13 protein-coding genes are annotated in these 19,426 nt (G+C 63.5%); 7 read left to right on the top strand and 6 right to left on the bottom strand.

Going from position 1 to position 19,426, the window contains the following annotated elements:
• The 6 genes from nuoL to OH491_RS26220 all read left to right on the top strand — a co-directional run bounded on the left by nuoL (window position 1) and on the right by OH491_RS26220 (window position 9,353).
• The gene (nuoL, locus tag OH491_RS26245; protein ID WP_068768317.1) at window positions 1-1,905 is read left to right on the top strand and encodes an NADH-quinone oxidoreductase subunit L; all 1,905 of its coding nucleotides are present in this window, start codon (window positions 1-3) and stop codon (window positions 1,903-1,905) included.
• Between the two features lie 47 nt (window positions 1,906-1,952).
• Complete coding sequence (locus tag OH491_RS26240) at window positions 1,953-3,491, top strand: complex I subunit 4 family protein (protein WP_068768318.1); 1,539 nt, start codon at window positions 1,953-1,955, stop codon at window positions 3,489-3,491.
• 15 nt (window positions 3,492-3,506) lie between these two features.
• On the top strand, window positions 3,507-5,075 hold the full coding sequence (locus OH491_RS26235; protein ID WP_068768319.1) for an NADH-quinone oxidoreductase subunit N: 1,569 nt from the start codon (window positions 3,507-3,509) through the stop codon (window positions 5,073-5,075).
• Window positions 5,076-5,293: 218 nt separating this feature from the next.
• Window positions 5,294-7,549: a formate C-acetyltransferase gene (pflB, locus tag OH491_RS26230; RefSeq protein WP_068769699.1), complete on the top strand. Its 2,256-nt coding sequence runs from the start codon at window positions 5,294-5,296 to the stop codon at window positions 7,547-7,549.
• A gap of 103 nt (window positions 7,550-7,652) precedes the next feature.
• Entirely contained in the window at window positions 7,653-8,411 is a 759-nt protein-coding gene (gene pflA, locus OH491_RS26225) for a pyruvate formate-lyase-activating protein (protein ID WP_342751108.1), read from the top strand.
• Between the two features lie 6 nt (window positions 8,412-8,417).
• Entirely contained in the window at window positions 8,418-9,353 is a 936-nt protein-coding gene (locus OH491_RS26220) for a 3-keto-disaccharide hydrolase (protein ID WP_084441752.1), read from the top strand.
• 174 nt (window positions 9,354-9,527) lie between these two features.
• Here the strand turns inward: OH491_RS26220 and OH491_RS26215 are convergent, their stop codons facing one another.
• The 3 genes from OH491_RS26215 to rpsU all read right to left on the bottom strand — a co-directional run bounded on the left by OH491_RS26215 (window position 9,528) and on the right by rpsU (window position 11,881).
• Window positions 9,528-10,385 carry a TlpA disulfide reductase family protein gene (locus OH491_RS26215; RefSeq protein ID WP_068768322.1) on the bottom strand — a complete coding sequence of 286 codons (858 nt, stop codon included), beginning with the start codon at window positions 10,383-10,385 and terminating at the stop codon, window positions 9,528-9,530.
• A gap of 38 nt (window positions 10,386-10,423) precedes the next feature.
• Window positions 10,424-11,491 carry a sugar phosphate isomerase/epimerase gene (locus OH491_RS26210; protein ID WP_334318950.1) on the bottom strand — a complete coding sequence of 356 codons (1,068 nt, stop codon included), beginning with the start codon at window positions 11,489-11,491 and terminating at the stop codon, window positions 10,424-10,426.
• 192 nt (window positions 11,492-11,683) lie between these two features.
• Window positions 11,684-11,881, bottom strand: coding sequence for a 30S ribosomal protein S21 (rpsU, locus tag OH491_RS26205; protein ID WP_068768323.1), 198 nt, complete (start codon window positions 11,879-11,881; stop codon window positions 11,684-11,686).
• Window positions 11,882-12,008: 127 nt separating this feature from the next.
• Here rpsU and dnaE point away from each other — a divergent pair, with 127 nt between their 5' ends.
• Window positions 12,009-15,665, top strand: coding sequence for a DNA polymerase III subunit alpha (gene dnaE / locus OH491_RS26200; protein WP_068769701.1), 3,657 nt, complete (start codon window positions 12,009-12,011; stop codon window positions 15,663-15,665).
• 85 nt (window positions 15,666-15,750) lie between these two features.
• Here the strand turns inward: dnaE and OH491_RS26195 are convergent, their stop codons facing one another.
• The 3 genes from OH491_RS26195 to OH491_RS26185 form a co-directional block, all read right to left on the bottom strand.
• Window positions 15,751-16,656 (bottom strand): sugar phosphate isomerase/epimerase family protein, encoded by a 906-nt coding sequence (locus OH491_RS26195; protein ID WP_068769702.1) that lies wholly within the window; start codon window positions 16,654-16,656, stop codon window positions 15,751-15,753.
• 137 nt (window positions 16,657-16,793) lie between these two features.
• Complete coding sequence (locus OH491_RS26190; protein ID WP_068768324.1) at window positions 16,794-18,104, bottom strand: homoserine dehydrogenase; 1,311 nt, start codon at window positions 18,102-18,104, stop codon at window positions 16,794-16,796.
• A gap of 143 nt (window positions 18,105-18,247) precedes the next feature.
• Window positions 18,248-19,291 (bottom strand): DUF362 domain-containing protein, encoded by a 1,044-nt coding sequence (locus OH491_RS26185; RefSeq protein WP_068768325.1) that lies wholly within the window; start codon window positions 19,289-19,291, stop codon window positions 18,248-18,250.
• Window positions 19,292-19,426 lie beyond the last annotated feature (135 nt).

Below are 19,426 nucleotides of genomic sequence, written 5' to 3'. Positions count from 1 at the left end.
ATGCCGCTCACGCCCGTCCAACTCGCACTCGCCACCCTGTTGCTGCCGCTCGGCTCGGCCGCGCTCATCGCGATTTTCCTCCGACGCCGCGGCGGCCCCGCCGCGTTCGTCTCCGTCGCCGCCTGCGCCGGCTATGCGGTCGCGGCCTTCCTGCTCGCGTTTGGCGGACACCGCGAAGCCGCCGTCAACGCCTCCTTCGAATGGCTCCGCCTCGGCTCCTTCGTCCTCTCCATCGGCATCAAGTTCGACGACCTTGCCGCGCTCATGCTCTGCATCGTGGCGCTGGTCGGCTTCTGCGTGCATGTGTTTTCGCTCGGCTACATGCACGACGATTCCGCGAAAGGCCGCTACTTCGGGGGATTGAGTATCTTCATGTTTTCGATGACCGGCATCGTGCTGGCCGACAATCTCTTCATGATGTTCATCTTCTGGGAGCTGGTCGGTTTCAGCTCCTACCTGCTCATCAACCACTACTGCGACAAATCCTCCGCCGCCGACGCCTCGAAAAAAGCCTTCATCGTCAACCGTGTCGGCGACTTCGGCTTCCTGCTCGGCATCATCTGGTGTTACCACGCCTTCGGCTCGACCAACCTCGCCGACATCGCCGCGCAATCCGCCGGGGGCGCGCTCGCCGTCTCCGCCGGCATCCCGCTGCTGCTCTTCTGCGGCGCGGTCGGCAAATCCGCGCAATTCCCATTGCATGTCTGGCTGCCCGACGCGATGGAGGGCCCCACGCCCGTCTCCGCGCTCATCCACGCCGCCACCATGGTCGCGGCCGGCATCTACATGCTCTGCCGCATCGAGCCGCTCTTCGCCGCCGCGCCCGGACTCGCGCTCGACGTCGTCATGTGGACCGGCGTCATCACCGCGCTTTACGCGGCGCTGTGCGCGGTCGTGCAGAGCGACATCAAAAAAGTCCTCGCCTACTCGACGCTCTCGCAGCTCGGCTACATGGTCGCGGCCTTCGGGCTCGGTTCCATCGAGCACGGCGAGCACCTCACGCTCATCGCCGCCGGCGCGGGCGCGGCGATGTTTCACCTGACCACGCACGCGTTTTTCAAGGCGCTCATGTTCCTCGGCTCCGGCTCCGTCATCGCCGGTTGCCACCACGAGCAGGACATTTTCAAGATGGGCGGGCTGGCGAAAAAGATGCCCGTCACCTTCGTCACCTTCACCATCGGCGTGCTCGCCATCGCGGGCCTGCCGTTCATCTCGGGCTTTTATTCCAAGGACGCCATCCTGCACCTCGCGCAGGAAAAAAATCCGCTCGTGTTTGGCGTGCTCGTCTTCACCGCCGTGCTGACCGCGTTCTACATGGTGCGCATGTGGAAGCTCGTTTTCCGCGGCGCGACGCGCAGCGAGGCGGCCGACCACGCGCACGAAAGCGGCCCGTCCATGGTGATCCCGCTCGTCGTGCTCGCCGCGTTCTCCGTCGCGGGCGGCTGGCTCGCGCTCTACACCCCGTGGTTCCCGGGCGTGGCCGCGCAGGTGCCGCATGTCGAAGGCGCGGGCGTCGTCGTCATGAGCGCGGCCATCATCGTGATCGGCGCGGGCCTTGCGCTGCTCATCTGCAAGGCGCCGGTGCGCGGGCTCTCGAAATCGGTGCCCTGCGATTCGCTGGCCGCGCGCGCGCCGTTTGTGTTCGGCGTGCTCACGCTGCTCAATGAACTGCCCGACCGCTTCTACAACTACTTCGTGGCAAAAATCCAGCAACGCTTCGCGCTGGTGCTGAACTTCCTCGACCAATTCCTCATCGGCGGACTCATCGTGCGCGGCCTCGCGGCCGTCACCGGGCTGCTCGGCATGGGCGCGCGCGCGCTGCATGTCGGAAGCGTGCACGCCTATGTTTACTGGTTCCTCATCGGCGCCGCCCTGGTGTGGGCCTTCGCCGCGGGAGTGTTTTAAGCCATCGCGCGCGCCTCCAATTCCGCAATCCGAAATCCGCATTCCGAATGAACCCTTTGCCCGTTGACCTTCTCCTGCTGTCCATCGCGACACCGCTCGCCGCCGCGCTCGTCATCGCCCTCGGCCTGCCGCGCAAGCCGGCCTTGTTCGCCGCCTACATCGGCTTCGCGGTGCCCGCGCTCGCGTCCGTCTGGTGCTGGCTGGAATTCTCCGGCGCGTCGTTGTCCGACGGATACGCGTTCCGCTCCGCCTACGACGTCGGCCTCGGCTACATCGGCATCCGCCTTGCGCTCGGGCTCAACGGCGTCGCCATGCCGCTCTTCGCGCTCGCGGGCATCGTCGGTTTCGCCGCCGGATTCTACGCCCTCCAGTCCGGCGCCGAGCGCCTCCGGCTTTACCTGCTGCTCCTGCTCGTGATGCAGGGCGGGTTGATGGGCGTGTTCGCGTCGGTGGACATTTTCTTTTTCTACTTCTTCCACGAACTCGCGCTCATCCCGACCTTCATCATGGTCGGCGTGTGGGGCGGGCGCGACCGCAACTACGCGGCGATGAAGATGACCATTTACCTCACGCTCGGCGCGATGCTCTCGCTCGCCGGCATCATCGCGCTTTACCAAAACAGCGGCGCGCAGTCCTTCGACCTCGTCTCGCTGCGGGCGGCCATCGCCGCGCAGCCGCTCACGGAGCTTGCGCAGAAAAACATCTTCGCCCTGCTCATGTTCGGCTTCGGCGTGCTCGTCTCGCTCTGGCCGCTGCACACGTGGGCGCCGCTCGGCTACGCCGCCGCGCCCACCTCCGCCGCCATGCTGCACGCGGGCGTGTTGAAAAAGTTCGGCCTCTACGGCCTGGTCCAGATCGCGCTCCCGCTGCTTCCCGCCGGCGCGGAAAACTGGACTTGCGTGCTCGCCTGGCTCGCGCTGGCCAACGTGCTCGTCATCGGCCTCGTGACCGTCGCGCAGAGCGACCTCAAGCAGATGATCGGTTACAGCTCGGTCATGCACATGGGCTATGCGTTTCTCGGCCTCGCCTCGCTCGGCACGCTCGGCGCGGGCGCGGTCGTCATGCTCATGGTCGGGCACGGTTTCTCGGTGGCGCTGCTCTTCTTGCTCGCCTCGTGCATCCAGAAGCGCACCCGCACGCTCGACATGGCCGGGATGGGCGGCCTGGTGAAAGACGCGCCCGTGCTCGCGGCCTTCTTTGTGGCGGCGACGCTCGCCAGCGCGGGGCTGCCGGGCTTCGCGAATTTCTGGGGGGAACTCGGCATTTTCGTCGCGATGTGGGGCGCGTTCGAACCCTGGTTCGTCGCGCTCGCCGTGCTCGGCATCATCATCTCGGCCATCTACGGTTTGCGCTCGGCGGCTCGCATCTTCTTCGGCCCGCGCACCGCGGCCTTCGAGAAGATCGCCGGCGGGCAGCCCCCGTCCGATCTGCACTGGGGCGAAAAAGTCCCCGCCGTGGTCCTGCTGGTCGCGCTCCTCCTCATCGGTTTCTGGCCCAAGTCCATTTCCACCGCCATCGATGCGGAACTGACATCCATCAACATCACCGTCACCGTCGCCCGCGCGGACACGGCGGCGGCCAAATAAATTTCAACGCCTGCGATGACTTCCGAATTTTTCCAAAACCTGGCGCGAACGACCCACAACGGCTGGGTGCTCATCACGCCCGAAATCCTGCTCGCGTGCCTCGCGTTGCTGCTGCTCGTGCTCGACATCGTGCTCCCGAAATCGCTGCGCGGCGCGATCCCCGCGATCGCCGTCGCCGGGCAGCTTTGCGCGCTGGCCGTGACCGTGGCCTGGGTGCTGGCGCCGTTCAACGAGCGCATCCTCGGCGCGCCGATCTTCAACGGCATGCTGCGCTTCACGCCGCACAGCCAGTTCATGCGGGTGTTTTTCGCGGCCTCGTCGCTCCTGGTCAGCGTGCTTGCGCTGGTCTCGCTGAAAAAACAGCGGCTCCCGCGCATCGAGTTTTTCCACCTCGTCATCGTCATCACCGCGGCGATGATGCTGCTCGGCGCGAGCAACAACTTCGTGATGCTCTTCGTCGCGCTGGAGACGGTCACGGTCGGCTTCTACATCCTCGTCGCCTACATCCGCACCAACCCGCTCTCGCTCGAAGCCGGCCTGAAATACCTCATCATGGGCGCGCTCAGCTCCGGCCTGCTGCTCTTCGGCATCGTGCTGCTCTACGGGCTCGCGGGCAACCCGGCGCTCGAAGGCTACGCGCCGGACGCCAACGGCCTTGGTTTCAGCCGCATTTTCCGCACCCTCGCCCACAATCCGGACAACTTCATCGGCGGCCTCGGCGCGGTGCTCGTGCTGTCCGGCATCGCGTTCAAGATCGGCCTCGTCCCGTTCCAGATCTGGATTCCGGATGTTTACCAAGGCGCGCCCACCCCCGTGACCGCGTTTCTCTCCGTCGGCTCGAAGGCCGCCGGCTTCGCGATTCTCATCACCCTTTTGCAGGTCTTCGCCGGGGTGCTCGGCCTCGGGGACCGGCCCGGCGTCGTCATCCCGCTGCTCACCGTGATGACGTTCGCCACCATCATCTTCGGCAACCTCGCCGCGCTCACCCAGCATAATGTCAAGCGCCTCATCGGCCTGTCCGGCGTCTCCCATGCGGGCTTCATGATGATCGGCCTGCTCGCGTTCATGGCCGGCGGCCAGGACGGGCTCGGCGCGGTGTATGTTTACCTCATCGCCTACATGCTCGCCTCGTTTGCCGTCTTCGGCGTGATGGTGCACGTCTCCGGTTCGGACGACGCCGTGCAGGAACTCGAGCATTACCACGGTCTGGCCAAGCGCAATCCGCTCCTCGCCGGCGTGCTGGCGGTCGGCCTCGGTTCGCTTGCGGGCATTCCGCCGCTGGCCGGCTTCATGGGCAAGCTGCTCGTCTTCGTGAGCGCGTTTCAGGCCGGGCTCTACTGGCTGCTCGCCGTCGCCATCGCCGGCGTGGTCGTTTCGATTTATTATTACTTCGGGTGGATACGGGCGGCGTTTTTCCAGAATTGGGAGGCTCCCGATGTCCCCGGCGACGTGCTCGAACGCCCGAAACCGACACCCATCAATCCCGGCATCGCCGTCGTGCTCGCCCTGCTCGCCCTCGCCTCCATCGTTCTCGGCATCTGGCAGACGCCCGTGACCCAATGGTTGCAGTTGCTCGGCTTGTGAGGCACGCGGGCATGCCGGCGGCCTCCTGACCACGACCACAGCCCGCCTGCCTGCTTTTCCCTGCCCGAAATTTCCGGGCGCCAGTGTGGGAATACGGACCTATTGTCCGCAAAGCTGCGCCCGCATTCATTTCTATATCAATATATTGAGAATTTTTTAGCGCGCAGGGTTGATTTTGGCCGCCCGGTGAGATTTTGTCTCACGTTTATTTTCTCACCATGAGCACAACCACCATGACGCCCACGACCACGAGCGCAGCTCCCTTCACCCCGGGGAAATGGAACGACGACATCGACGTTTACGATTTCGTCGTTCGCAACATCACCCCTTACACCGGTGACGCGAGTTTCCTCGCCGGTCCGACCGGGGCGACGACCCACCTCTGGGAGTTGTGCAAAAAGGCCCTTAAGGAAGAACGAGACCGCAACGGCCTCCGCGATGTCGATGCCGCCACCATTTCCACCATCACCAGCCACAAACCCGGCTACCTCGACCGCGAGCACGAAATCATCGTCGGCCTCCAGACCGACGCCCCGCTCAAGCGCGCCATCAAGCCCTTCGGCGGCATCAACGTCGTCAAAAACGCCCTGAAGGAACGCAACATCGAGCTCGCCCCCGCCGTCATCGAGACCTTCAAATACGCCAAAAACCACAACGACGCCGTCTTCTCCGCCTACGACACCGAAGTCCGCGCCTACCGCTCCAAGCACATCCTCACCGGTCTCCCCGACAATTACGCGCGCGGCCGCATCATCGGCGACTACCGCCGCCTCGCCCTCTACGGCGCCGGCCGCCTCATCGCCGCGAAAAAAGCCGACTTCGCCCGGCTCGACAAAGAAAACATGAGCGGCTCGCTCATCCGCCTCCGCGAGGAAGTCGCCGGACAGATCGCCGCCCTCAAGGACATCGTCGCCATGGCCGCCGGTTACGGCTGCGATGTTTCCCGCCCCGCCGAAAACGCCCGCGAGGCCGCCCAGTGGGTTTATTTCGGCTACCTCGCCGCCGTGAAGGAGCAGGACGGCGCGGCCATGTCCCTCGGCAACGTCTCTTCCTTCCTCGACATCTACTTCGAGCGCGACCTCGCCGCCGGTCTCATCACCGAGCAGCAGGCGCAGGAAATCGTCGATCAGTTCGTCATGAAGCTCCGCCTCGTCCGCCACCTCCGCCCCGGGGCCTACGACGAGATTTTCGGCGGCGACCCCACCTGGGTCACCGAGTCCATCGGCGGCCAGCTCCGCGACGGGCGCACCAAGGTCACCAAAACCTCCTTCCGCTTCCTCCACACCCTCTACAACCTCGGCGCCTCGCCCGAGCCCAACCTCACCGTCCTCTGGTCGGAGAAGCTCCCCGCCGCCTTCAAGGCCTTCTGCGCCCAGGTCTCCATCGACACCTCCTCCGTCCAATACGAAAACGACGACCTCATGCGCCGCGTCCGCGGCACCGACGACTACGGCATCTCCTGCTGCGTCTCCCATCAGGCCATCGGCAAATCCATCCAGCACTTCGGCGCCCGCGCCAACCTCGTCAAGGCCCTCCTCCTCGCCCTCAACGCCGGCCACGAGGAAATCGACGGCGCGCCCATCATGAAGGACATCCCCGCCCTCCCCGAAGGCCCCCTCGACTACGAGCAGGTGATGAACAACTTCAAGCTCACCCTCGCGCAGCTCGCCCGCGTGTATGCCAAGGCGATGTTCATCATCCACTACATGCACGACAAATACTACTACGAGAAAGCCCAGATGGCCCTCATCGACACCAACCCGCGCATCGACATTGCCTACGGGGCCGCGGGCATCTCCATCATCGCCGACTCCCTCTCCGCCATCAAGCACGCCAAGGTCACCCCCGTCCGCAACGACAAGGGTGTCGCCGTCGCTTTCGAAATCGAGGGCGACTACCCGAAATACGGCAACGACGACGACCGCGTGGACACCATCGCGCAGGAAGTGACCAAGCTCTTCATCACCGAACTGCGGAAACACAAAACCTACAAGGACGCCAAGCCCACGCTCTCGCTCCTCACCATCACCTCCAACGTCATGTATGGCAAAAACACCGGCGCGACCCCCGACGGACGCCAGTCCGGCGCCCCCTTCGCCCCCGGCGCCAATCCCATGCACGGCCGCGACACCCACGGCGCCATCGCCTCGCTCAACACCGTGGCCAAGCTCGCCTACAACGACGCCGAGGACGGCATCTCCAACACCTTCTCCATCGTCCCGAAAGCGCTTGGCCACACCCGCGACGACCAGGTGGACAATCTCGTCTCGATGATGAACGGCTACTTCATCCACAACGCGCACCACCTCAACGTGAACGTGCTCAACCGCGAAACCCTGAAGAAAGCCTACGAAAATCCGGAGGCCTACCCGCAGCTCACCATCCGCGTCTCCGGCTACGCGGTGAACTTCACCCGTCTCTCGAAGGCGCACCAGCTCGAAGTCATCACCCGCACCTTCCACGAAAGCATGTAATACCATTCATGAGCTGATGTTACGCGCCACGTAATCTCGCGCCGCCACACCAAGCCCCGGCCTTGCCGGGGCTTTTTTCACCCCTCATCCTTCGCACCACGCCATCCCTTCCATCGCCATTCACGCTCCTCCCTCCACTCTCCGCATCCATTCCATCGAAACCCTCGGCACGCACGACGGTCCCGGGCTGCGGATGATTGTCTTCACGCAAGGCTGCCATATGCGCTGCGTGTATTGCCACAACCCCGACACCCTCGACCTCGACGGCGGACGCCTCGTCACGCTCGACGAACTGGTGGAGCGCGCCATCCGCCAGAAACCCTATTTCGGCGCGCGCGGCGGCGTGACCATCTCCGGCGGCGAACCGACCGTCCACCGCCGCGCGCTCCTCGCACTTTTCCGCCGCCTCCACGCCGCCGGCATCCACACCTGCCTCGACACCAACGGCCTCATCCTCGACGAGGAACTCCGCGCCCTCTACGACGAAACCGACCTCGTGCTCCTCGACCTCAAGCACATCGACGACGCACAACACCGCCGCGTCACCGGCGTTTCCAACGCCAACCCGCTCGCCGCCGCCGCCTATCGCGAGTCCACCGGCCGCCCCATGTGGCTCCGCTATGTGCTGGTTCCCGGCTGGACCGACCAGCCCGACGCGCTCGCGCGCTGGGCTACGCACTTCGCCGCCTACAAGACCCTCCGGCGCGTCGAAATCCTCCCCTACCACCGCCTCGGCGTGCACAAGTGGGAGCATCTGAAGCTCGACTACAAGCTCCGCGACGTCGAACCTCCCTCCAACGAAATAAAAGACCGCGCCCTCCGGATTTTCTCCGCGCATCTGCAAAACGTCGTCTTGAAATAACCCGCCATGAGGCCACGCATCCCCGCTCCGCTCCGGCTCCCATTGCTGGCCGTTTTCGCCGCGCTTTTCGCCGGCCCTGCTCCCGCCGCGCAACCGCCGCCATTCCGTCCCGCCCAAGAAAACCCGTTCGTCGGCGACTGGATGGGACGCGACACCGGCTACGTCGCGCAATCCATCGCCACCGATGACGGCACCTATCGCGTTTTTCTCCTCACCGAATTCGACGCCGCCTCATTCGAACCGCTCGCCACGCTCGAATCCGTCCCCGTCGAAAATCCCGCGCCCGACACCATCGTCATCGCCGGCGACGGCTGGCGCGGCACGCTCCGGCGCGACTGCTGCGCGGGCACGCTGCTCGACATCACGCACGACACCGGCGAAACCATCCGGCTCATGCACTTCACGCGCAACGTCCCCGGCCTTCGCGCCCCGCCGCCGCCGGATGCAGTCATCCTGTCCGATTTTGCCGACACCGCCGCCCCGTTTGAGCGCATCACCGCGCGAAAATTCGGCGACTGCCGCCTCCACCTCGAATTCCGTGCGCTCGGCCATCCCGCCGAGGCCCGGCTGTATTTGCAATCCCGCTACCCGATCCTGCTCAACGACAGCCATGCGCGCCCCGCCCTGCCCGCCTGCGCCGCTTTTGTCGATTGCACTCCGCCCGGGACCGTGCCGCCACCCCGCGCCGCCCGTCCGCCGCTCGAATGGCAGACCCTCGACATCGAATTTTCCGCCCCGCGTTTCGACGCCGCCGGCCAGATCGTCGCGCCCGCCCGCGCCACCGTCCGGCTGAACGGCGTCGTCATCCATGACGACACACCGCTTCACCTCCCCGCTCCGCGGAGGGATGCCGTCCGCGAAACCACGCCCGGCCCGCTCATGCTTGAGACCCCGCGCACATTCGAATTCCGCAATATCTGGCTCGCCCCGCGGCGTGAGTAGCGCCGGCATCCTGCCTGCCGTCGAAGACAAAAGCGCGAAGCGCCGCTGATTCCTCTTCTCCCAAAAACAGCCGCGCTACGCGCGGCCAACTGAGGACGGCAGGCAAGATGCCTGAGCTACGACGGGTTGCCGCGTTTTTACTCGCAGCAATCCCTCCTCATCCAAGGCGGCGCATCACTGCCCGAGCAGTTTGGCCAAGTGCTCTTCCAACTCGGGGCCGCGCAAGTCCGTGGCCACGATCCTGCCTTCCCCATCGAGAAGAAACGTCGCGGGAATGCTCATGATGCCGTAGCTCGTCGCCAGTGTCCCGCCGTCGTCCCAATGCTGCGCCCACGACATGCCCTTGTCGGCCACATATTTCGCGAGCGTGGCCGCATCGCGATCCAGGCTGATGCCGATGACCTCGAATCCCTTGTCGTGGTATTTCTGATATGCCGTCTGCACATGCGGAAGCTCGGCGACGCAGGGCGGGCACCATGTGGCCCAGAAATCGACCAGCACCACCTTGCCCTTGTATTTGCCCACCGAGAGGTCATTCCCGGCCGTGTCCTTCACCGCGAAATCCGGGAAGGTCGCGCCCGCCGCAAGCGAGGCTTTTTTGGTCGCGGCGGCCTTTTGCTTTTCAAGATACGCCAGCCCCTCGTCCACCATGCCCGCCTGTTTGGTGCCGGGAAAATCGACCTTGATCTGCTTGAGCGTCTCGGCGGCCTTGTCGGCGTCGTTGAACACCTCGCCGTAGAGCATCGCCTTCATGAAGAGCACCTGCGCCACGTCGTCCGTCTTGTCGCCCTTGCGGGCGGCGAGGATGGCGTCGAACTGCTTCAGCTCCTCCGCGAACACGCTCTCAGTGGGCGGCGCGTCAAGCGAGCCAAGCCTGGCCTGGATTTTTTGCACCAGGTCGTTGAGTTCCTTCTGCACGCCAGTCATCGCCGGCTCATTGGGAGATTGCGCCGATGCGAGCGGCGCGAAAAAGCTGAGGAGGGCGCCGAGCCCGGCGGCGGCAAGGATGCGGGCGAGTATTTTGGTTTTCATGGGATGAATGGGATTGGACGCAGCGCGGGGCAATAAGTTCACCGCCCAATGCGCAATTTTCGAGCGGCCAGGAGTTCCTCGATTCGGTTTTTGGACTTTTTCACATCCGCCGAGCGCGTGCGGGGCGCAAGCTCGAGCACGAGCACGTGGCGCGGCTGCCAAAAACGGCTGACCATGTCGAAATCCACCACGCCCTCCCCCACCGGCAGATGGTCGCGACCGGTCGCGTCGGTGTCGTGCAAATGAAACCCGAGCAGGCGTGGCGCGAGTTTTTCCAGATGCGAGCGATGGTGGATGAAGCCGAGTTGCTGCTTGATTTGCGCGTGGCCGGTGTCGTGCCAGTAACCGGCGGTGTGCGGCCGCGCGATGCCGTCGAGCAATTCCTCAAACGCGTCGTCAAACGGCAGTTCGTCGGGCCGCTCGCGGTTTTCGAAACCGAGCGCCACGCCGCGCCCGTCCGCATACGCGCGGATTTCCTCGATGCTCTGGTTCACGCGTTCCCAATACGGCCTCATGCGCGCGGCGAGTTTTTTGCGCGCCTTCTCGCGCCACGCGGCAAAACGCGGCTCGTCGGCAAACGGCGCGGGTGCGCCATCCGCCCCGCCTTCGCCCTCGCGCTTCGCCCGCCACGCGTCGGCCTTCGCGAGGAGCTGGCGCACGGGATTGCGCCAGAAAAAACGCACGCTGCCCAAGTGCGCGACCAGCACGCGCGCGCCGGCCTGCTGCGCGAAGTCGAGCGAGCGGCGCGTCTGCCGCAGCCACTGGTCGCGCTCGGCCGCGTCGGCGGACGAGGGCTCGAAGGCGTTTGGCGCGGGCTGGGTGATGCCGGTGGGGAGCGGGCAGAAATTATGCATCGTGGCCACCTGGACCACCCCTTCGCCGAGCGCCTTCAGGATGCCGGGCACCAGCGTGATGCGAATGCCGTGGCTCAACTCGACGTGGCTGAAACCGAGATCGGCCATCTCGCGCAGCATCGCGTAGCCGTCGGTGTGGCGGCCCGAGCACCAGCAGGTCGAAAGTGCGAGCAGCGGCTGCGCCGCATTCGTGGCGCCATCCCCGGAGGACGCCGGGGATGACGAGGTTGCCTGTATGTCCGATTGGATCACCGTGTTGTCCCGTTAAAATGAGCGTGACAGATTAAACAATACCGCATTCCCGGGGTTTCGCCCGCGGCGGGCAATTTCTTGTGAAAAACATGCAGGCATCCCGCCGCAGGTCCTTGACACATAAAAACCGCTCCCGGAATCCTCCGGAGAGCGGTCATGGCGGAAAACGAAAAACAATTCGCTGGCGGCGGCTCAGCCTTCGTAGCGGCGGCGCAGCATGGCGGTGAAGGCCTGCACCTTCTCCTTGCGGCGGCGTTTCTCGCACGGTTTTTCGTAATAGCGCTTCGCGCGCACACCCTTGATGATGTTCTCGCGCTCGAGTTTCTTCTTCAAGCGGCGAATTGCGCGATCAACCGGCTCGTTCTTGCGGATTTTGATTTCGATGGACATGAGTGTTCTGACAGGTTTGTGACGGAAAAAGTGATGACTAGGCAGGATAAGTTTTCCCTCGTCAAATGTTTTCCGCCTCATTTTGCCCGTTGAAAAAAACGCCGGCGTGCGTTCCCCTTTGGACACTGTGTCCGCTCCCGCCAAAGACTTCGTCCATCTCCACGTCCACACCGACCGCAGCCTCCTCGACGGCTGCTGCCGCATCGACCGGCTCGTGGATTACGCCGCCAGCCTCGGACAGACCGCCCTCGCCCTCACCGACCACGGCAACCTCTACGGTGTCATAGACTTCTATACCGAGACCAAAAAGAAAAACATCAAGCCCCTCATCGGCTGCGAGATCTACCTCGTCGAAGGTTCGCGGCTCGACAAAAACGGACGCGCCGAGGAGGGCAAATCCTGGTATCACCTCGGCCTGCTCGCCCGCAACCTTGAGGGCTACCAGAACCTCCTCAAGCTCGTCTCCGACGCCCACCTCCGCGGCTTCTACTACAAGCCGCGCGCCGACTGGGAAACGCTCGCCAAGTATTCCGGCGGCCTCATCGCCTTCAGCGGCTGCCTCGCCGCCATCGTCCCGCAGCACCTCCTGCACGGCCGCGAGGAAGAGGCCCGCAAGGCCGCCGCGCGCTTTATCGACATTTTCGGGCGCGAAAACTTCATCATCGAGCTTCAGGACCACGGCCTCCCCGAGCAGCGCAAAATCATCCCCGGCCTCCTCAAAATCGCCGAGGAATTCAACCTCACCGTCATCGCCTCCAACGACGTCCACTACGTCCGCGCCACCGACGCCGCCCCGCACGACGCCATGCTCTGCATCCAGACCGGCGCCAAGCTCGACGACCCCGACCGCATGCGTTTCGACACGCAGGAGTTTTACCTGAAATCGCACGACGAGATGGCCAAGCTCTTCGCCGAGGTGCCCGAGTCCATCACCAACACCCGCCTCGTCGCCGAGATGTGCGACCTCGCCATCCCCTTCCCCAAGGGCTCCGAGCGCTACCCGCGCTATCCGCTCCCGCCCGAGATCAATTCCAAGTATTCACCCTCCGAATACCTGCTTCAACTTTGCATCGCGGGCCTCCATCGCCGCTACGGCACCGACCACGCCGCCGTCAGCCAGCACCCGGTCGTCGCCGAGCGCCTCGCCAAACTCCAAAATCTCCCGCCCGGCGAAAAGCCCCAGCCCCCCGACTACTCCGGCCTCACCCACGACGAACTCCTCGTCGTGCGCATGGCCTACGAACTCTCCATCATCAACGTCACCGGCTTCGTGGACTACTTCCTCGTCGTCTGGGACTTCATCAACTGGGCCAAGGAGCACGGCATCCCCGTCGGCCCCGGACGCGGCTCCGGCGCCGGTTGCCTCGTCGCCTACACGCTCGGCATCACCAACCTCGACCCCATCCGTTTCGGCCTCCTCTTCGAGCGCTTCCTCAACCCCGAGCGCGTCTCCCCGCCCGACTTCGACATCGACTTCTGCATGCGCCGCCGCGAGGAGGTCATCGACTACGTCCGCGAGAAATACGGCCGCGACTGCGTGGCCAACATCATCACCTACGGCACGCTCGGCGCGAAAATGGCCCTCCGCGACATCGCCCGCGTCAACAACCTCCCCTTCGCCGAGTCCGACCGCCTCGCGAAGATGATCCCCGACGAGCTCAACATCTCCCTCTCCGACTCCATCGCGAAATCCGCCGAGCTCGCCGGCGAGATCGCCCGCAACCCCGTGGCCAAGCGCATCATCGACACCGCCCTCGTCGTCGAAGGCATGGTGCGCAACACCGGCAAGCACGCTGCCGGCATCATCATCACCGACAAGCCGCTCGACGAATTTGTCCCCCTCTCCCTCCAGGAGGAAGACGTCACCGTCCAATACGACATGGGCGCCGTCACCAAGCTCGGCCTGCTCAAGATGGACTTCCTCGGCCTGAAAACCCTCACCGTCATCGCCGACGCCGTCGACAACGTCCGCGCCACCGTCCCCGGACAGCAGAAATTCGACATCGACGCCATCCCGCTCGACGACCCGAAGACCTACGAACTGCTCAACGCGGGCAAGACCGTCGGCGTGTTCCAGCTCGAATCCACCGGCATGCAGAACGCCTCGCGCCAGGTCGGCATCTCCACCATCGACGACATCAACGCCATCTCCGCGCTCTACCGCCCCGGCCCGATGCAGTTCATCCCCGACTACGCGCGCGGCAAAAAAGACCCCTCCTCCATCGTCTGGCCCCACCCGCTCCTCAAGCCCATCCTCACCGAGACCTTCGGCATCATCGTCTATCAGGAGCAGGTCATGGAGTGCGCCCGCATCATCGCCGGCTATTCCCTCGGCGGCGCCGACATGCTCCGCCGCGCCATGGGCAAAAAGGACGCCGAGGCCATGGCCAAGGAACGCGTCAAATTCGTCGAAGGCGCCAAGCGCGTGAACAACATCGACGAGAAAAAAGCCAACGAGATCTTCGACCTGCTCAACAAATTCGCCCAATACGGCTTCAACAAGTCGCATTCCGCGGCCTACGCCCTCATTGCCTACCAGACCGCCTACCTGAAGGCCAACCACCCCGTCCAATTCATGGCCGCCGTGCTCACCGCCGAGCTCGGCAACGCCGAAAAAGTCTCCCACTTCATCTCCGAGGCCGAGTCCATGGGCATCACCGTCCTCGGCCCCGACGTCAACGAGTCCGGCTCCAACTTCACCCCCGTCGGCGGCAAGATCCGCTTCGGCCTCGCCGGCGTGAAAGGCGTCGGCGAGCAAGCCGCTCTGAAGATCATCGAGGAACGCTCCGCCAACGGGCCCTACGACGACTTCGACCACCTCGTCAACCGCGTCGATGGCCGCGCCATCAACAAGCGCGTCCTCGAGCACCTCGTGAAGACCGGCGCGTTTGATTACAGCGGCGCGTCCCGCAAGCAACTCTTCGACGGCATCGACGCCGCGCTGGCCGCCGCCGCGTCCACCGCCAGGGACCGCGCCGCCGGCCAGTCCAGCCTCTTCGACCTCCTCGCCGAGCCCCAGCCTTCCCTCGGAAAACGCGGACAGGGAACAATCGAAAATCGAAAATCGAAAATCGAAAATTCTCCCCCGGATTTCGCCCCGGCGGAACGCCTCCAATTCGAAAAGGAGCTTCTCGGCTTCTACGTCAGCGGCCATCCGCTCAACACCTACGCCGGCCTCCTCGAGGCGATCGACACCTGCGACATCACCCGGCTCCTCGAACTCGGCGACCGCATGGAATTCCGCATCTGCGGCATCGCCGGCGCGGTCGGCAAGAAACTCTCCAAAAAAGACAACCGCCCCTGGTCGCCCTTCGTCCTCTCGACCAAGACCGCCAGCCTGCCCATAAACATGTTCGCCAACGCCTACGCGGAATATGGCGCCAACCTGGGCGAGAACGCCCTCGTGGTCGTCCTCGGCAACATCCTCGTCGGCCAGGAGGGGCCCCGCGTGAACCTGAAGGAATTGTATCCACTGGAAAACTACGTTCCCGGCGTCATCAGGAAAGTCCGCTGGCTCCTGCGCCCCGATCATCCCGAAGCGCCGGATTTTCTGCGCACGCTCCGCGCGACCATCGACAAAAACACGGGCACCACGCACACGGACATCGCCTTCCTCTTCGAGGACCGGGTCGCGACGATTTCCGAGGCCTCGACGGCGCTGGCCTGGAAACTCCATCCCGACACCTACCACGCCCTCCGCCAGCATCCCGCCGTCGCCGGGGTCCAGATCGAGGTCAAGCCCCTTGAGCTGAAACAAGAGCGCCGCTGGGGCCGGAGGGGATAGCTATCCCGGCCACTCGCCAAATCTCGCCTTCCGATTCCGTTCGCGACGGAGCGGGAAGGGCGAAACGAAAGCAACGGCGTGGTTGTTACTGCCCCGAATAGTCCTTTTTGACGAACGAAGATGCGTTCAAGTAATCCAAGCTCGCCTTTACGGAGTCGACGGGCGGCAGGTTGTATTTTTCCACCTCGACAATCAGGTATTTGGTCCCGGCGGCGGCGAGGTTTTTGAAAATGGCCTCGAAGCCGATCATGCCGCTCTCGCCCAGTTCGCGATCATCCTTGATGTGCAGAACCAGAAAACGTCCGGGATATTTCTTAAACAAATCGACCGGCGAATGGCGCCCCATGACCGCCCAATAGACATCCATCTCGAAGAACACCTTGTCCGGCTCGGTGTGCTGGAGCATGTATTCATACATGGTCACGCCGCCCGGGAGCTTGTGCTCAAATTCGTAGGCGTGGTTGTGATAACCGAACTTGAGTCCGGCGGCGGCGCATTTCTCGCCGATTTTATTATAATAATCACAGTAAATCTGGAGGTCCGCCTGCGAGGGTTGTTTCGGCATGGAGGGCATGACGATATATTTCATGCCGGCGGCCTTGTGGGTGGCGATGCACTTGGCCCACCACTGCCAGACTTCGTCCCAGTTGGTGCTGGCGGGGTTGTCGGCCAGGCGCTTGCTGACGTGGCAGGAAAGGGCGAACATGCCGGCGGCGGCGATTTTCGCCTTAAACGCGGCGGGCGTCATGCCGTAGATTGTGCCGGCCTTGGCATCGTAACTGGCGGCCTCCACGTATTTGTAACCCATCTTTCCAACGGCGGCGATGATGGTGTCTATATTCTCGGCGTTTTTGCCGATGTCCCCGCGCAGGGAATACATTTGCAGGCCGATGTTTTTTGCCTCCGGCGCATTGGCGCCGGCCTTGGCGGGGATAAAAAAGACCCCGAAAAGCAGGGTCGCGACGAGCAGTTTGAGCGGGTGGTTTTTCATGGGTCGGATGGGGTGGTTGAAAATCATTGGTTTTTATTAGCCCACGGAAGACACGGAAGAATTTTTAGATTATTCTTTCTGTGTATTCCGTGGGCAATTTATTGGTTGGTTTCTAACTTGCCGGTTTTCTCCGTGTTTTATTCGAAATTCTCCACACGCAGCACCACCGGTTTGGTTTTCACCTCGGGCAGGCGGGAGATTTCGCGCAGGGCCTTTTGCAGGGCGGATTCCTTCGTCTCATGCGTGGTGATGATGAGCGGCACGTTGTTCACGGCCTGGCTCTCGGGCTGCACCACGGAGGCGATGCTGATCTTGTTGTCGCGGAAAATCGCCGCCACGCGCGCCAGCACGCCGGGTTTGTCCAGCACGCCCACGCGGATGTAATAGTGCGAAATCCCTTCGTCCGAGGGCAGCACCGCCGCCTGCGCCCCGTAGTTCACAAACGCGGGCACGCGCCGCGGCGTGTTGTTCACGATGTCCTGCGCGGCGTCGGCGATGTCGCTGAGCACGGCGCTCGCGGTGGCGTCCTTGCCCGCGCCGCGTCCGTAGAAAAGCGTGTCGCCCACAACATCGCCGCGCACGAAGACGGCGTTAAACACGTCGTTCACGTTGGCGAGCACGTGATGCTGCGGGATGAGGGCGGGGTAAACGGAAATCTGCACCTTCGGCGCTTTCTCCGGGCCGGTTTCCTTCACGATGCCGAGAAGTTTTATCGTGTAGCCGAGTTTCTCGGCAAACTGGATGTCGGTCTGGGAGATCGAGCGGATGCCCTCGACGAGGATTTTTTTCTTGTCCACCCAGAAGCCGTGCGCGAGCGAGGCGAGGATGTGGGTCTTGTGCATCGCGTCGAGGCCGTCGACATCGAGCGACGGCTCGGCCTCGGCGTAGCCGTGCTGCTGCGCGTCCTTGAGAATGGCCTCGAATTCGGCCTTCTCGTTTTTCATGCGCGTGAGGATGTAATTGCAGGTGCCGTTCACGATGCCGTAGATGTGCGTGAAACGGTTGCCCACGAGCGCCTCGCGCATGCTCTTGATGATGGGAATGCCGCCCGCGACGCTGGCTTCGTAGTAAAGGTTGGTGTTGTTTTTCTCCGCGGCGGCGAAGAGTTCCGGGCCGCATTCCGAGATGAGCGCCTTGTTGGCGGTAATGACGGGCTTGCCGAGCGCGAGGGCGTCGAGGACGACCTTTTTGGCGAGCCCGATGCCGCCCATCAGCTCGATGACGACTTGCACCTTCGGGTCGTTCACGACGCTCGTCCAGTCGGTCGTGAGCACGGAGGCGGGAATCTTGTAGGGGCGCGGTTCGTCGATGGCCTTGACCGCGACCTTGGTGATCTTGAGCTTCACGCCGATGCGCGACGTCATGAGGGCGCCCTTGTGTTGAAGCGCGTGAAACACGCCGCTGCCCACGGTGCCGCCGCCAATCATGCCGATGTTTATTTGCTGCATAAGCGGGGCAGCTTGATGGCAAAACCGTGCGGGCAACAATCTTTTTTATGAGACAAGGGGCGCGGTATCCATCCGGTCGTTCTCATTCTCTTGCCCGTTCCCTTTCCTGCTTTCGAAACGTTTCGAGAACGATCTCAGGCACTCTACTCGTCCACGCGCACGATGCGGCCGGCGGGCATGCGTTGCGACCCCACGCCGAGGGTCTCGGCAAAGTTGATGGTCTGGATTTCCTCGGGAATCGGCCGGAAGCCCGCGCGCTCGCGCCAGCGATTGATCCGCGTTTCCATCAGGGCGTCCAGCGCCACGGGATCGGAACTGAGCCAGAGCATCGGCTCCGAGACCGAATAGAGCGAATTGAAATACGGGCCGCCGATAAACTGGTAGTGCTCCAGGCTCGTGATCGAAAACATCCATGTCTGCCGCAATTCGGGGATGGCGCTCATCTCGGCCACGGCTGCGGGCGCGTTGGCGGGGCTGCGGAAAAAGCGCGCGGTGTTGGAGGCGTTCCAGAGCGTCGCGTTGACGAGCGCGCCGTTGATGCCGAGGATCGGGTGGTCGGTGAAAACGGGCAGGTTTATCCAGAAATCCGCATCGAGAAACAGCGGCGTGGCGAGGAAGCTTTTGCGGTCCTGCTCCTTGGTCGTGTCCGGGTCCACGCCCTCCACGCTTTTCTCCGCAAAAATCGGATCGAAGCGCGACGGCAGCGGACTGTCGTAGAACCACACCGGGTCATAAAACCGGCCTGATTCGAGCACGTAAACCGGGTAGCCTTTGAACGGCGTCTCGCCGGCCACCAGCGACGGCAGGTAGCCGGTCATGCGCAGGCGGAGCTGGTTCAGCCCGACGAGAAAAATATCCTTCGAGGCGAAGCCGCGCCGTTCCATCGCGCCGATGACGGCCTTCACGAGCGGCACCGGGGTCGCCATGCCGGGGCCGGAATCGGTGTAGATTTTCAGGCCGACTTTTTTCTTCGCGCCTGGGACGAGTTTGTGGCCCGTCTCCTCTTCGAACTTGGATATCAGCAGCTCCACCTTGGCCGCATAGGCGCCCTCGTCAAAACCCGGCAGCCGCGCCTCCCATACCGGGGCCAGCGCCGGCGGCGGGTTCGCGGCCCGCGCGGGCGCGGCGGAAGCCAGCAAGACAGCGAGACTCGCGAGAAGGATCGGGGCGGCCTGAAATAATCTCATGATGCGGTATGTGTTCTGCGCGGCGAAAATGTTTCCTGATTGCGTGGATGCGTTTCAATCTGTTGGCAAATTTCTTTCTCTTTCCGCTTTATCTTCTTCCTCCGACAGGGCACCGAGATTTTGGGGAGGAAAAAC

It is taken from the genome of Termitidicoccus mucosus (genome assembly GCF_038725785.1).
GTDB classification, from domain to species: domain Bacteria; phylum Verrucomicrobiota; class Verrucomicrobiia; order Opitutales; family Opitutaceae; genus Termitidicoccus; species Termitidicoccus mucosus.
The sequence above is the reverse complement of the archived record's forward strand: the minus strand, read 5'-3'. Positions and strand labels throughout refer to the sequence as shown.

Coding starts and splice junctions, on each gene's coding strand:
- OH491_RS26195 (WP_068769702.1), bottom strand. CDS start 16,656: ATGAAAAACCACCCGCTCAAACTGCTCGTCGCGACCCTGCTTTTCGGG.
- nuoL (WP_068768317.1), top strand. CDS start 1: ATGCCGCTCACGCCCGTCCAACTCGCACTCGCCACCCTGTTGCTGCCG.
- OH491_RS26190 (WP_068768324.1), bottom strand. CDS start 18,104: ATGCAGCAAATAAACATCGGCATGATTGGCGGCGGCACCGTGGGCAGC.
- rpsU (WP_068768323.1), bottom strand. CDS start 11,881: ATGTCCATCGAAATCAAAATCCGCAAGAACGAGCCGGTTGATCGCGCA.
- pflB (WP_068769699.1), top strand. CDS start 5,294: ATGAGCACAACCACCATGACGCCCACGACCACGAGCGCAGCTCCCTTC.
- OH491_RS26215 (WP_068768322.1), bottom strand. CDS start 10,385: ATGAAAACCAAAATACTCGCCCGCATCCTTGCCGCCGCCGGGCTCGGC.
- OH491_RS26185 (WP_068768325.1), bottom strand. CDS start 19,291: ATGAGATTATTTCAGGCCGCCCCGATCCTTCTCGCGAGTCTCGCTGTC.
- OH491_RS26235 (WP_068768319.1), top strand. CDS start 3,507: ATGACTTCCGAATTTTTCCAAAACCTGGCGCGAACGACCCACAACGGC.
- OH491_RS26220 (WP_084441752.1), top strand. CDS start 8,418: ATGAGGCCACGCATCCCCGCTCCGCTCCGGCTCCCATTGCTGGCCGTT.
- OH491_RS26240 (WP_068768318.1), top strand. CDS start 1,953: ATGAACCCTTTGCCCGTTGACCTTCTCCTGCTGTCCATCGCGACACCG.